Source organism: Streptococcus atopicus, from assembly GCF_049166725.1.
Lineage (GTDB): Bacteria > Bacillota > Bacilli > Lactobacillales > Streptococcaceae > Streptococcus > Streptococcus hominis.
Window position 1 is genome coordinate 49892 of the sequence record NZ_JBMHFC010000006.1, and the last position, 14381, is coordinate 64272.

The following is a 14381-nucleotide window of genomic DNA, read 5'->3' on the forward strand; positions in this document are numbered from 1 at the left end:
TCTGTAAAGTAATCAAAGGGATGCAGGAAGATTTAATTTTTTCTAATGTTTGACGGTATTATTTGGCTTGTTTTAATAAGGGAAAACTCGCTTTTTTAGAGCTTTTGTGGTAAAATGGCGGTTAAGAGGTTTGTGATGAAAAAATTTCGTTTTACTCCAATTCATTTTGTAATCATGGGCGTTATTTCCTTTGGAATTTTAGCTATTTTATTACGAGTTTTTGGTAGCAGCATTCTGATGTTGTCTGCGCTTTTTTTGGTGCTTGCTCTTTTGATTTTTCTATTGATTTACCAACAAAAAAGTTATGAAATTGATGAAGTGGAACAAATCCAGTATGTGAATGATCAAGCAGAAAATAGTTTGGCATCATTGCTTGAAAGAATGCCGGTTGGTGTTGTAAAAGTTGATCAAACATCTGGAAATGTAGAATGGTTTAATCCTTACGCAGAGTTGATTCTTACCAATGAAGACGGTGAATTTGATGTGGACTTGTTGCAAAAAATTACCAAAACACCATCTGAGGGTGCTGGATCGTATGCAACAATTGGGGATACAAAATATTCGGTCTACTTAGATCATGCTTCAAGTGTGTTTTACTTTTTTGATGCTTCTAGTGAGTATGAGGCTACTTCAGAATTAGTAACGACAAGGCCAGTTATTGGTATTATTTCAGTCGATAATTATGATGATTTAGAGGATGTTGTCTCAGATTCAGATATTAGCCACATTAATAGCTTTATCGCAAATTTTGTCTCTGAATTTGCAGAAAAATATGCCATGTTTTCTCGTCGTGTGGGAATGGATCGTTTCTATATTTTTACGGATTACACGGTGCTAGATCGGTTAATGCAAAATAAGTTTGCAGTTATTGATCAGTTTAGGGAAGAAGCTAAAAAGCGGGAAATTCCTCTCACATTGAGTATGGGCTTCTCTTATGGTGATAGTAATCATGAGCAGATTGGTAAAGTGGCTCTCTTAAACTTGAATCTTGCTGAAGTTCGTGGTGGTGATCAGGCTGTTGTCAAAGAAAATGATGAGTCAAAGAATCCTGTTTACTTTGGTGGTGGCTCAGCTGCATCGGTGAAACGGACACGTACTCGCACGCGAGCTATGATGACTGCTATTTCGGATAAGATTAAAAGTGTGGACCAAGTTTTTGTAGTTGGACACAAAAATTTGGATATGGATGCGCTTGGTTCTGCTGTGGGAATGCAAGTATTTGCTAGTAATATTATTGATCAGACCTATGCTGTTTATGATCCTCATCAAATGGCTGCGGATATTGAGCGAGCAGTTCGCAGGCTGCAGGATGAAGGGGAGACCAACCTTCTTTCGGTCGCTGATGCGATGACAATGGTGACCAATCGTTCTCTGTTGATTATGGTGGATCATTCAAAAACAGCTCTGACCTTATCAAAAGAGTTTTATGATTTGTTTAACCAAATTATTGTCATTGATCACCACAGAAGAGATCAAGATTTTCCGGAAAATGCTGTTATCACTTATATCGAAAGTGGAGCAAGCAGTGCCTGTGAATTGGTAACAGAGTTGATTCAATTTCAAAATTCTAAGACAAGACGCTTGAGTAAAATGCAGGCTAGTGTGTTGATGGCTGGGATTATGCTGGATACGAAGAAGTTTTCTTCTCGTGTAACGAGTCGGACGTTTGATGTAGCGAGCTATTTGCGCACGCGCGGAAGTGATAGCGTAGCCATTCAAGATATTTCTGCCACAGACTTTGATGAGTACCGTGAAGTGAATGAGCTAATTTTAAATGGTAAGAAAATCTTGCCAAATGTACTTGTAGCCACTGGAGCAGAAGAAAAATGCTATGATACAGTTGTTATTAGTAAAGCTGCAGATGCTATGCTAGCTATGTCAGGGATTGAAGCTAGTTTTGTTGTCAGCAAAAACAAACAAAATAGTATATCGATATCTGCTCGTAGTCGTAGTAAAATCAATGTCCAACGTATCATGGAAGAACTGGGCGGCGGCGGTCATTTTAATTTGGCGGCAGCGCAAATTCCTAACCAGACAATTGCTCAGGTGGTTCATAGCCTGAATGAAATTATTGTTCGTGAAGTACTAAAAGATAAGGAGTTAAAGAAATGAAAGTAATTTTTTTAGCAGATGTTAAAGGAAAAGGAAAAAGGGGCGAGATTAAAGAGGTGCCAACTGGTTATGCACAGAACTTTTTGATTAAGAAAAATCTTGCAAAAGAGGCGACTGCAGCAGCTATCGGCGAGCTTCGCGGAAAACAAAAATCAGAAGAAAAAGCACACGCTGAAATGCTAGCTGAAGCGCAAGCCATTAAGGAAAAGTTGGAAGCAGAAAGTACAATTGTCGAATTTACTGAAAAAGTGGGACCAGATGGACGGACTTTTGGTTCTATTACCAGTAAAAAAATTGCTGAAGAGTTGCAGAAGCAATTTGGAATTAAGATTGATAAACGATTGATTCAAGTCAAGAGTCCTATTCGTTCTGTTGGTTTGATTGATGTGCCAGTGAAAATTTATCAAGATGTGACGAGTGTGATTAACTTACGTGTAAAAGAAGGTTAATTGAAGAATATTTTTTGAGAGAGGAGGTCTTATGGCAGATATTGATGAATTGCGAGCACAACCGCAGGATATTTTAGCAGAGCAATCTGTTTTAGGTGCGATTTTTATTGATGAAAGTAAGCTAGTGTTTGTTCGTGAATATATCGAGCCAACTGACTTCTTTAAATATGCTAATCGGTTAATTTTTAAAGCGATGGTTGACTTGGCAGATCGAGGTGATGCCATTGATGCGACAACTGTTCGTAATATTTTGGACAGTCAGGGTGATTTGCAAAATATCGGTGGCTTGTCTTACTTGGTTGAAGTGGTCAATTCAGTGCCGACTTCTGCCAATGCTGAATATTATGCTAAGATTGTAGCAGAAAAAGCTGTTTTGCGCCGGTTGATTTCGCGGCTGACAGACTCTATCAATCTAGCTTATGATGGCTCTAGTCCTGCAGATGAAATCATTGCTGGGGCTGAAAAAGCGCTGATCGATGTTAGTGAAAATGCTAGTCGAAGTGGCTTTAAAAATATTAAAGAGATTTTGAATCTTAATTTTGGTAGCTTGGAAACGCGGTCTCAGCAAACTTCTGATATTACAGGGATTGCGACAGGTTATCAAGACTTGGATCACATGACTACGGGTTTGCATGAAGAAGAGTTAATCATCGTGGCAGCTCGTCCAGCGGTTGGTAAAACAGCTTTTGCTCTCAATATTGCTCAAAATATTGGAACAAAGCTAGATAAAACAGTCGCTATCTTTTCTTTAGAAATGGGGGCAGAAAGCCTAGTAGACCGAATGCTGGCAGCAGAGGGGTTAATTGAATCGCATTCAATCCGTACAGGGCAATTGACGGAGGAGGAATGGAGGAAGTATGCAATTGCACAAGGAAATCTAGCAGAAGCTAGTATTTATATTGACGATACACCAGGAATTCGGATTACAGAAATTCGTTCGCGTGCTCGAAAATTAGCGCAAGAAACAGGAAATCTTGGATTGATCTTGATTGACTACTTGCAGTTGATTACAGGGACTGGTCGAGAAAATCGTCAGCAGGAAGTTTCTGAAATCTCTCGTCAATTAAAGATTTTGGCAAAAGAGTTGAAAGTGCCAGTCATTGCGCTGAGCCAATTGTCACGGAGTGTGGAACAGCGTCAGGACAAACGGCCTGTTTTGTCAGACATTCGTGAGTCGGGTTCTATTGAGCAGGATGCAGATATTGTTGCATTTTTATATCGAGATGACTACTATGAACGCGGCGGTGAAGAACCTGAAGGGCTTCCAAACAACAAGGTTGAAGTGATTATCGAAAAGAACCGTAGCGGTGCGCGTGGTACGGTAGAATTGATTTTCCAAAAAGAATACAATAAGTTTTCAAGTATTTCCAAGAGAGAGGAATAAACAATGAGTGATGCATTTACAGATGTTGCAAAAATGAGAAAAATTAAAGAAGAAATCAAAGCCCATGAGGGCAAAATGGTAGAAATGACTCTTGAAAATGGTCGTAAACGTCAAAAAAATAAGCAAGGGCGCTTGATTGAAGTTTATCCTTCTTTGTTTATCGTTGAATATACAAGTAATGGAGGTCAACCGGGTGAGATTGAAAATACTTATGTCGAATCTTATACTTATTCAGATATTTTAACAGAGAAAAATCTCATTCATTATTTGGATTGAGAATAAATTTGTTTTAATGGCGAAAAACTGCTTTGATGTGATGTAGCTGGAGTGAAAAATGATTAAAAATCTAGTTTTTGATTTTGGCAATGTTTTAATTGAATGGAATCCCGCTAAGATTTTAGCTACTTTTGTAGAAGATGAAGAGGACCGGAAGTGCGTCAAAGCTGCTATTTTTGATTCGGGGTTCTGGGCTCAGACAGATACTGGACAATTAACTTTGGAAGTAGCCATTCAGGCAGCTCAAACATTGCTAGATAGTTCTTACTCTGCTACTGTTGAAGCCATTTTTACTCATTGGTATGAGATAGTGGATGTTTATCATCAGCTACAAGAGAAAATTTTTGAATGGGCTCAGCTGGGATATGGCATTTATATTTTGTCTACTACAAGTGAGATATTTTATGCAGTTGAAAATGCAGGTTTATTACCGATGACGAAAGTGTTGACTGGTAAAATCCTTTCTTACGAAGTAGGGTGTGCAAAGCCAGATAAAAGTATCTATCAAAAGTTACTAGCTCAATACGCATTACAAGCTAATCAATGTGTGTTTATAGATGATCTACAGGTTAATTTAGATGTCGCTAAAAGTCTAGGATTTGAAACTATTTTAGCAACATCTGAACAGCAAAATATAATTGCGATAGAAGAATTGTTGAAAAAGAAAGGTTATTTTCATAGAAAGAAATAATCTGGTAAAATCCGTCTTTACAGATAGGATTTTTTTTGATATAATGGCTTTTGTGTGAAATAGCAGCAGGAGAGCATGAAGCTCGTCAACAGAACATTAGCTATAAAAGTAGCCTTGGCTGTTTAGGCGAAAATGTTCTGCACGAATCAGGGCTTTCTAAGTGACTATTTCCTCAAATTATTATTTTTACAGGAGGACATGTTTATGTCACGTTATACAGGACCATCTTGGAAACAAGCTCGTCGTTTGGGTCTTTCACTTACAGGTACAGGTAAAGAATTGGCACGTCGTAACTACGTACCAGGTCAACATGGACCAAACAACCGTAGTAAATTGTCAGAATACGGTTTGCAATTGGCTGAAAAACAAAAACTTCGCTTCACTTATGGTGTAGGTGAAAAACAATTCCGTAACTTGTTCGTACAAGCAACTAAAATCAAAGGCGGAATCCTTGGTTTTAACTTCATGCTTCTTTTGGAACGCCGTTTGGATAACGTTGTTTATCGTCTTGGACTTGCAACAACTCGTCGTCAAGCTCGTCAATTCGTAAACCATGGTCATATCCTTGTTGACGGAAAACGTGTAGATATTCCTAGCTACCGCGTATCTGTTGGACAAGTGATTTCAGTTCGTGAAAAGTCACTTAAAGTACCTGCAATCCTTGAAGCAGTTGAAGCAACTCTTGGACGTCCGGCATTCGTATCGTTTGATGCTGAGAAATTAGAAGGTTCATTGACTCGCCTTCCAGAACGCGATGAAATCAACCCAGAAATCAACGAAGCACTTGTCGTTGAATACTACAACAAACAACTTTAATCAATGGATTATCAGAAGTTGGGATTTCCCCAGCTTCTTTTTTGTTATAAAGATTACGAAAAAAGTCCTAGAGACCTTGTGTGTGCTACTAGGGCAGGTATAGGAAATATTCTAATACAGCATTTTTAAAAGGAAATCTGCCATTTGTTCGGGGCTTTCTTTTTTTCCTCTGGAAATCCACATTTGACAGACACCAAAAAAGGCATTTGTGAGATAAACATAACTGTACTCTTTTTCTAATTGACTCAGCAATTTGCTATTGAAGTGATCTTGTAGGTCTTCAGCTAGCATAATTTGGAATTTATGGCGTAAAAAAGTTTGGATTTCTTTGGTCCCGTTTTCTGTCAATAGGGCAGAAAGGAGAGATTCACGTGTGAGAAAATCAAAAACTTCTATAATGGCACTGCGCTTATCTTGGGCATACTTATCAAAAATGTATTCTAACTTATGAAAAAGTTTTTGCTGATAATGCTCAATCATGTCATATTTATCTTTGTAGTGTGTATAAAAACTGCTGCGACTGATACCAGCCGTTTTTGTCAATTTGACAGTGCTAATCTGATCGAATGATTCGTGTTCCAGTAGCTCTACCATAGCGTTTTCAATAATCATTTTTGTTTTTTGACGTTTGTTACTTTCTACCATTTTACCTTCCTCTTTTGAACAATTTTATACAACGTGTCTAAAAATGAAATTTTTCTCTTGTGAAAAATTTCAGAAACTGTATAATCTATTATATCAAATATTTAGACAATGTGTATAAAAATATTTCAAAAATTAAAATTTTTATACAGAGTGTCTAAGATAGAGGAGAAAAAATGTTCAAAGAATGGAAAGCAATTTTCAAAAAACCAATTTTTGTGATTGTCATGATTGGTGTTTCCTTGATTCCTGCTCTTTATAATGTAATCTTTTTGAGCTCCATGTGGAATCCTTATGGTAAAGTTTCAGAATTGCCAGTAGCGGTTGTGAATAAAGACCAACATGCAACATTTAACAACAACACCTTATCTGTTGGCGATGATATGGTGAAAAATCTTAAAAAGAATGATGCTTTGGACTTTCATTTTGTATCTGAAGGAAAGGCTAAGAAGGGCTTGGAGAAAGGTGATTATTATATGATAATCACGCTTCCAAGTGATTTGTCTCAAAAGGCTGCTAGTATTCTGGATAATAAGCCGCAAAAGATGCAGATTGATTATCAAACATCTAGCGGACACAGCTTTATTGCCAGCAAGATGAGTGACTCAGCTATGACGCGGCTTCAACAAACTGTCGCTAACAATGTGACAAATACATACACGACATCTCTCTTCAAGAGTATGAATAGCTTGAGGAAAGGCATGACAACAGCTGCTTCTGGTAGTGGTCAACTCGCTTCTGGCGGTCAACAATTAAAAGACGGTAGTCAAACCTTGACAGATAATTTGAATACTTTATCTAGCTCTAGCATGACGTTTGCAGACGGCGCTAATACATTGACGACAGGTTTGGGGACCTATACGCTTGGGGTGCGTCAGCTGTCAGACGGAATTGGTACGCTATCGACACGCCTTTCAGCTTATACGTCAGGTGTCGGTCAATTGGCTTCTGGGTCAGATACGCTTTCAAAAGGTCTGACAGACTATACAAATGCTGTTGGTCAATTAGCTTCTGGGTCAGATATATTATCAAAAGGTCTGATAGACTATACAAATGCTGTTGGTCAATTGGCTGACGGCTCAGGGCAATTATCAGATGGCTTAACTACCTATACCAATGGTGTGGCCAATCTTGCAGGTGGCGCAAATCAATTAAACAGTCAATCGCAAAACTTATTGGCTGGTGTTAATCAATTGAGTGCTTCTAATGAAGAAATTCAAAAATTATCAAGCGGTGCGCATCAATTAGCTACGGGTCTGAACACGTTAATGACGACTGTTCAACAATCTGGCATGACTGCTGAACAAGTTCAAAAGCTACAGGATTTGCAAGCAGGTTTAACTGCTGTGCAAACCGCTCTTTCAACTGGATCAGACTTGTCAGCTGCCAAAGCAAGCATGACAACTGCTTTAAGCGATATGGAAACGGCTGCGAACACGCTTGCCAATAGTGCGACAACAGACAAGACTACGATTGCAACTAACGTGGCTGCTACAGCTGCTTATCAAAAGTTAAGTGCTAGTGAGCAGGCAGAAATCAATGCTGCGATTTCGCAAACTCCAAGTCAAACTGCTACGACTGCGGCAAGTCTATTGACAAATATTCAAGCGCTTAAGACGCAAGTGACGAACTTGCCAGAGCAATCTTCTAATCAACAAAGCGCAGCTGTCATCGGACAAGCAAAAGGTGCGCTTTCAGAGCTTCAAACGAGCTCACAACAATCCCAAGCAAAAATCCTTGCAGCTTTGCAACAATCAAATGCGGGTGCTAATAAAGTAGCAGCAGGTATTGACCAATTGCAAACGAGCTTAGCAACAGGTGCTGGTCAATTGGCAAAAGGTGTAACCGACTACACCAATGGGGTTGCGCAGATAACAGCAGGAGCTAATACCTTATCTAGTAAGAATATTCAATTAACATCCGGCATGGCGAAAATCAGTTCAGGTTCTAAGACTTTGGCTGGTAAGAATGGGCAGTTGACGTCTGGCATGGCGAAAATCAGTTCAGGTTCTAAGACTTTGGCTGGTAAAAATAGTCAATTGACATCTGGTATGGCAAAAATCAATTCCGGAGCTAATCAATTGGCGGCTAATAATGGTCAAATCGACGCTGGCTTAGCAAAATTGGCAGACGGAGCTAGTCAATTAGTGAACAATTCTGCTACGCTCGTGTCAGGGGCAGGCAAACTGTCTGACGGTGCTGGTCAAATTGCAAATGGTTCTACGAAGTTAGCAGACGGTAGTTCAACTATCACGTCTAATCTGGGAACACTTGTGTCGGGTGCGGACACCTTGACAGCAGGTTTGACAGATGCCAAAAATCAATTATCTATGGTGACAACCAATAAAGCCAATGCTAAAGCTCTCGCAAATCCATTAACAACGAAGAAAACAGATAAAGACCATGTTGGTAAAAATGGTATCGGTATGGCACCATACATGATTTCTGTGGCACTCTTTGTAGCAGCGATTTCAACCAATATCATTTTTAACACGTTGCCTTCTGGTAAGAAACCTGAGACACGTATGGAATGGCTGAAAGCACGTATTCAGGTCAATGGCGTTATTTCTCTCTTGGCAGGTTTATTGGTATATGGTGCGGTACACATGATTGGCTTAACCGCAAACCACGAATGGGCAACGCTTGGTATCATTCTTTTGACCAGCATGTGCTTCATGGCGGTGGTGACGGCTCTGGTAACGTGGGACACCAAGCTTGGAGCTTTCATTTCCTTGATCTTGTTGTTGCTGCAACTCGCCTCTAGTGCGGGTACTTACCCATTGCCATTGACGGATAAGATTTTCCAAGATGTCAATCCTTGGATGCCAATGAGTTACTCTGTTTCGGCTTTGCGTCAAACAATTTCGATAACAGGGCAAGTCGGTGGACAAGTTGCCTTCATGACAGTTGTTCTGCTGCTCTTTGTCGGTCTTGGTTTCTTGGTTTACAATCCAAATAAAAAAGAATTAGTCTAATCTAAAAGCTCTTGTATCTTGAATACAGGAGCTTCTTTTTCAAATTAAACCAAAGTGAGCAAGGGCGTACGGAATACCGTTTTCATCATTGGAGCGCGTGATGAAAGTGGCTGCTTCTTTGACGGCTGTTTGGCTATTGCCCATTGCAATGGGATAATCTACTGTCTCAAACATGGTCAGGTCATTGAGCCCGTCTCCGAATGCGTAAGTCGGTGCTTCGTCTGCCAGCAAAGTCAGCAGGTGCTGAATCCCAGAGCCTTTGTTACAGCCGTGCGGCGTGATGTCTATCGAGTAGGGGCTGTTACGGAAAAAGTGCAGTTCAGGGATTTCTGTCTGATACTGGGTGTCTTTTTCAGGCTCCTCACTAAAAATGAGCAACATCTGACAAGGCTGGTTTTGATAAATGGTCGGACCGACTTGGGGCAGGTCTTGATGAAAATAGCAGAAATTCCGCTGAACGGTCGGACTGAGCGCTGTCACACGCATTTCTCCTTGCGAATAAAAACCGAGGTCATGCTCATTTTCCTTTGCCAGTTGCAGGAGCTTGAGAATGCTGTTTTGTGCAATTCGTCCTTCAAACAGGAATTGCTTTTCATGGAGGATTTCCATGCCATTTAGCAAGATAGCGGAATGAATCCCAGCGTCTTCCAGAACCGTCCCCATTTCTCCGCGCCCGCGCCCCGTACAGATAATAGGCAGAAAGCCGTTGGCTCGTAGTTGAGCAATGGCTGTTTTGTTGTCTGCTGGGACTTGTCCTTGGCTATCAACCAAGGTGCCGTCAATATCAAAAAATACAAATCCGTTGTAAGTCATTGGCGTCTCTGTCTCCTTTAAGGTGCTGAAGTTCCACGTGAAACATGAGAGAAATGGGAAGTACGATGCTGTTTGACTTCTTCTTTCAAGTTTTCGAGCAAGGTCGTTTCTTCTGTCAGCTCAAGCAACTGGAGCCCCTTCTGGACAAGGGCATCGTCTCCTTGGCAAATACCCAGGCGAACCTGAGCAAACCCGAGCTTGTCGTATCGTTTTGTTTGCTTGGCGAGCGGTAAGATCATCTCGGTGATACGCTGGCAATCGTCAAGGCGGTTGTTGTAAAGGTAGATGGTCGAAAGGTTGGCTAAAATGGAGAATTGTGTACTGTGAATTTCTTTGTAATGCTTATACTTGTTGAGACTGGTTAAGATTTTTTCCGTTATATTTTGAATAGTTTCTAGTGGGAAGAAATAAAGAATGACACTTAGTAAATTTAGGTCACTTTCATAAAAAGTATCTCGTTTTTCTAAATCTGTCCATAACTGTTGGGCTAAAACTTGTGCTTGACTACTGATTTTATTTTTTCTAATTTCAATTAGTATATTTGCCATACGCAAAATATTGCTAATGGGAATATCATGATGAGCTTTCAAGTAGTCTTCACACTGTTTGGTTAAATCCAATAATTGTTCTGTTTCAACGACAGACAAATAATTTTTAAATTCCAAGATAATCTTCATTCTGTGATTTGAATGATAATAATCACAAATATATTCAAATTCCCCAAAGCTCATGTCAATCTGGTGAAGCAGAAATTCCATGGTTTCATAGCTGGGAATGGATTGGTTGCTTTCAAACTTGGAAAGATTGGAGCGAGAAATCCAATCTCCGCAAATCTCTTGCTGGGTGATTCCCTTTGCTTTTCGAATCGTCTTGTAAACTGTGCCAATATCCCAACGCATAGGCAACTCCTTGTGTAAAATATGAAATGTGAAAATAGTGGGCATTTTGTGAATGCCTTTTCATCATATTATATCATATAGATGAAAGGAGAAAAAGTGATGAAGAAAAATACCTTTTCTGCTTCTGCCGTCCATTAAGGACTGTGTGTTCAAACTGTTTTGAAAGTGGTTAATCCTCTTTTTCAGAAAATTTCCTATAATTTCCCATTCATGTTATACTAAATGAGATGATTTTTCTGGATTTCGTTGGCTGATGAGGTGAGGCGAGACAATTTTACTTCGTCCGCGCAGCTGACAAGGCAAACTGATTGTCGTTCACTTCGTCCGCCCGGCGGACAGCATGAATCAAAAGTAGTTTATCTCGTCCGCCGGGCGGACGGAGTAAACCAAAAGTAAGGGAAACTTTCTGCCGGGCGGACGAAGCAAACAAAAAGTAGTTGAGGTCATCCGCCGCGCTGACGGAAAAAGGAGAAGTCATTGAAACGGTCGCTTTAAGTGACAAGTAAAAAAGGAAAGAAGGAATGTATGAAGCAAGAAAAGCTCATTGGACTTAAGATTAGTAATCTCCGTCATGCGGAATTCACGCAGTTTATCACTCGTTTTTTAGATGATGTGGAGAAAGAAGCGCTCGACTTTAAAAATGAGGATGTCATTACCGCTCTCGTCAAGAAGATAAAAGCAGCCTTGCCTGCTTATCAAGCCTCTCTCGGTCAGATTCGGGCGAGTGAAAAGTCAGCTTCGATTAGTGCGGCTGACGAATTGCGCGACGCTGATTTGCAAGCTCTTCGCGATGCGCTGAAACCTTATCGGGCAGCCAAGCGGGAAGAGGAAAAGTCAGCTTATGCCAGCTTGAAACGCTTGTTTGACCAATACAAAGACGCTCATCAGAAACATTACGAGGAAGAAACAGCCCTCGTTGTCAGCTTACTGGACAAGCTAAAAACAGCCCCATATAAGGAGCAGGTGGGGACTTTAGCGCTTGGGAAATTCGTTGAAAATCTGACCGAAAGCCACACTGCCTTTGAGCAACTCTTTGCTTCACGCTCACAAGAGAAGTTGCAAAAAGTGAGCTATGATGTCAAGCAATTGCGCAAAGAAGTAGCGACGCCTTACCAACAATTGGCAGACTATGTCGAAATTTTAAGTCAGGTCAAATCAGATGAGTTTTACCAGAACGTACTTTCCGTGCTCAATAATAGCCGCAAATATTATGCGGATATCCTTGCTCGCCGCAAGGGGAAAGAGCCTAAAGTGGAAGCAGGAAAAGTAGCAGAAATCAACTAAAATTTCTCCTTCATCTTGCTTGAAGTTTGTCTGTCAGAGTGGTAAGATAAAGGTGAAGAAGAGGAACGAGCAGCAGATTAGAAAGCGTGATGTAATGATAAAATTTCATTTTAATAACGAATTTTGGTTTCGGTGGCGGTTTTATCTGTTGAGCATGCTGATATTCTTTGGATTGGTTGATCCTTACGTGAAATTGGATGTGTTCAATGTGATTTATTTTACTGTGCTGGGAATATTTTTGCTTTTGCAAATCTTTGTTCCAGAGCGCTCGCATAAGCGCTCCTATCCAGTAGGCAGTTATCATTTTAACTGGGAATTTTATAATGATATTTCTTTGTATTTGATAATGTATTTTTTACACTTCTTCTCTTCTGGTCCAAGAAATAGCCATGATGTGTGGTACTGGATTTTGCTAGTTTGGGCACTTATTGCTCTTCTTTCATTTCTAATCAAAAGAGAAAAAGCAGAGAAGAGCGAGGAATAAGATGCGGCAGCCTCTATTTTCTATTTCATTCTACAGACATCTATTAAACACCTCCAGAAAATGGGGGTGTTTTGTTTTCTTTAAGTTTTCTTTAGCTTTCTTTTAAGGATTTGCCCGTAAACTACGTAGATAAAGAACGACAAAGGAGAGCAATCTCATGGCTAAAAAAACATTTAAAGATAAATTTCAACGGATAGAAACCAAGTATGTCATCTCAAAGGAAACGTTGGCAGATTTGCTAAAGGAGTTTGAAGCGTATATGGTAGAAGATGAGCATGCCTATTCTACGATTGGCAATCTTTACTATGACACGCCGACCTATCAGATGATTCGGGAGTCTTTGGAGAAGCCTTATTTCAAGGAAAAATTGCGCGTGCGCACCTATGATGCCAGTCCTCAAGCGGATAGCCAAGTCTTTTTGGAAATCAAGAAAAAAGTGCGTAAGGTTGTGTATAAACGTCGGATTGCGACTGAGTTATTGACAGCAGAGCAATACCTCGCGGGGGAATCTAAACTTGAGGATTCACAGATTAAACAGGAAATCGAATGGCTTTGTGAGCGTTACGGTGGCGTGCAGCCCATGATGTATATCTACTACAACCGCTACTCTTTAAAAGGTTTGGAAGATTCAAATGTGCGGATTACCATTGACTATGATGTCGCTTATCGAACGAAAAATTTGAGCTTACTGGCAGGAAAAAACGGCAAGAACCTTCTTCCTGACAACCATGTCATCATGGAAATCAAGGTGCCGGGGGCGTATCCACTCTGGCTGGCAGAGATTCTGGATCGTCACCACTTTTTTCCAAAGTCTTTCTCAAAATACGGAGTTGCCTACAAGAAAACAACCGACTACAAAGGAGTAATCAATCATGTTCGATCAGCTATTTAGTGATGTCTTTACGGGGACAACGGTCAATCCAGCCAGTATGTTTGGTGCGATTGGTATCGCCCTTGTGCTGGGGCTGATATTAGCTAAGGTCTATCAATACAAAACCATTTACAGCAAGTCATTTATGATGACCTTGGTTATGCTGCCGACTTTGATTGCCATTGTCATTTTCCTAGTCAATGGCAGTCTGGGTGCAGGGGTTGCGGTCATGGGGGCTTTCGGCTTGATTCGCTTTCGTTCAGCACCGGGTGGTGCTAAGGAATTGCTGGCGATTTTCCTTGCGATGACGATTGGGATTGCTGTCGGTATGGGCTATCTTGTCTTTGCCAGCGTCTTTACGATCATCATGTCGGTTGTCATGTTGTTGCTGGAAACGGTGAATTTCGGGCAGATGAAACATTCCATGCGTCAAGTGACTGTTGTCATTCCAGAAAGTTTGGACTATGAGACGGTCTTTGATGACATCTTCCAAAAGGCGACCAACTATGTTGAACTAGCAAATGTCAAAACGTCTGATATGGGAAGTCTGTTCAAGATTAAGTATATTATCCAATTAAATGGTACAATGACAGAGAAAGAGTTAATGGACGCTCTGCGGACGCGAAATGGGAATTTAGAGATTGCCATTAGCCGTTATGTCACAAAAGAAAATGAACTATAAGGA

At 40.4% G+C, this 14381-nt stretch carries 15 protein-coding genes; 11 read left to right on the forward strand and 4 right to left on the reverse strand.

What is annotated here, in order from left to right:
* Positions 1–135: 135 nt before the first annotated feature.
* The 6 genes from ACOMA9_RS05455 to rpsD all read left to right on the forward strand — a co-directional run bounded on the left by ACOMA9_RS05455 (position 136) and on the right by rpsD (position 5728).
* The gene (locus ACOMA9_RS05455; protein WP_037582552.1) at positions 136–2112 is read left to right on the forward strand and encodes a DHH family phosphoesterase; all 1977 of its coding nucleotides are present in this window, start codon (positions 136–138) and stop codon (positions 2110–2112) included.
* Complete coding sequence (gene rplI, locus ACOMA9_RS05460; protein ID WP_003027870.1) at positions 2109–2561, forward strand: 50S ribosomal protein L9; 453 nt, start codon at positions 2109–2111, stop codon at positions 2559–2561. The genes ACOMA9_RS05455 and rplI overlap by 4 nt, the downstream gene beginning before the upstream one ends.
* A 31-nt stretch (positions 2562–2592) precedes the next feature.
* Positions 2593–3945: a replicative DNA helicase gene (dnaB, locus tag ACOMA9_RS05465; protein ID WP_003027869.1), complete on the forward strand. Its 1353-nt coding sequence runs from the start codon at positions 2593–2595 to the stop codon at positions 3943–3945.
* Positions 3946–3948: 3 nt separating this feature from the next.
* On the forward strand, positions 3949–4221 hold the full coding sequence (locus tag ACOMA9_RS05470) for a Veg family protein (RefSeq protein ID WP_003027868.1): 273 nt from the start codon (positions 3949–3951) through the stop codon (positions 4219–4221).
* Positions 4222–4279: 58 nt separating this feature from the next.
* The gene (locus ACOMA9_RS05475) at positions 4280–4912 is read left to right on the forward strand and encodes an HAD family hydrolase (RefSeq protein WP_003027867.1); all 633 of its coding nucleotides are present in this window, start codon (positions 4280–4282) and stop codon (positions 4910–4912) included.
* A gap of 204 nt (positions 4913–5116) precedes the next feature.
* On the forward strand, positions 5117–5728 hold the full coding sequence (gene rpsD, locus ACOMA9_RS05480; protein WP_003026749.1) for a 30S ribosomal protein S4: 612 nt from the start codon (positions 5117–5119) through the stop codon (positions 5726–5728).
* Between the two features lie 111 nt (positions 5729–5839).
* Here the strand turns inward: rpsD and ACOMA9_RS05485 are convergent, their stop codons facing one another.
* Positions 5840–6373: a TetR/AcrR family transcriptional regulator gene (locus tag ACOMA9_RS05485; RefSeq protein WP_049533147.1), complete on the reverse strand. Its 534-nt coding sequence runs from the start codon at positions 6371–6373 to the stop codon at positions 5840–5842.
* Between the two features lie 173 nt (positions 6374–6546).
* Between ACOMA9_RS05485 and ACOMA9_RS05490 the strand changes: the two genes are divergently transcribed.
* The gene (locus ACOMA9_RS05490; protein WP_421424836.1) at positions 6547–9345 is read left to right on the forward strand and encodes a YhgE/Pip family protein; all 2799 of its coding nucleotides are present in this window, start codon (positions 6547–6549) and stop codon (positions 9343–9345) included.
* A 39-nt stretch (positions 9346–9384) separates the two neighbouring features.
* Here the strand turns inward: ACOMA9_RS05490 and ACOMA9_RS05495 are convergent, their stop codons facing one another.
* From ACOMA9_RS05495 to ACOMA9_RS05505, 3 genes are all read right to left on the reverse strand, one after another.
* Positions 9385–10158, reverse strand: coding sequence for a Cof-type HAD-IIB family hydrolase (locus tag ACOMA9_RS05495; protein WP_421424838.1), 774 nt, complete (start codon positions 10156–10158; stop codon positions 9385–9387).
* A gap of 17 nt (positions 10159–10175) precedes the next feature.
* The gene (locus tag ACOMA9_RS05500) at positions 10176–11057 is read right to left on the reverse strand and encodes a helix-turn-helix domain-containing protein (RefSeq protein WP_421424839.1); all 882 of its coding nucleotides are present in this window, start codon (positions 11055–11057) and stop codon (positions 10176–10178) included.
* Between the two features lie 274 nt (positions 11058–11331).
* Positions 11332–11535, reverse strand: coding sequence for a hypothetical protein (locus ACOMA9_RS05505; RefSeq protein WP_024053269.1), 204 nt, complete (start codon positions 11533–11535; stop codon positions 11332–11334).
* Between the two features lie 47 nt (positions 11536–11582).
* Between ACOMA9_RS05505 and ACOMA9_RS05510 the strand changes: the two genes are divergently transcribed.
* The 4 genes from ACOMA9_RS05510 (at position 11583) to ACOMA9_RS05525 (ending at position 14378) form a co-directional block, all read left to right on the forward strand.
* The gene (locus tag ACOMA9_RS05510) at positions 11583–12341 is read left to right on the forward strand and encodes a DUF6261 family protein (RefSeq protein ID WP_421424842.1); all 759 of its coding nucleotides are present in this window, start codon (positions 11583–11585) and stop codon (positions 12339–12341) included.
* 94 nt (positions 12342–12435) lie between these two features.
* Entirely contained in the window at positions 12436–12825 is a 390-nt protein-coding gene (locus ACOMA9_RS05515) for a hypothetical protein (protein WP_051437572.1), read from the forward strand.
* 157 nt (positions 12826–12982) lie between these two features.
* Positions 12983–13717: a VTC domain-containing protein gene (locus tag ACOMA9_RS05520; RefSeq protein WP_421424845.1), complete on the forward strand. Its 735-nt coding sequence runs from the start codon at positions 12983–12985 to the stop codon at positions 13715–13717.
* Entirely contained in the window at positions 13698–14378 is a 681-nt protein-coding gene (locus tag ACOMA9_RS05525) for a DUF4956 domain-containing protein (protein ID WP_330945145.1), read from the forward strand. The genes ACOMA9_RS05520 and ACOMA9_RS05525 overlap by 20 nt, the downstream gene beginning before the upstream one ends.
* Positions 14379–14381 lie beyond the last annotated feature (3 nt).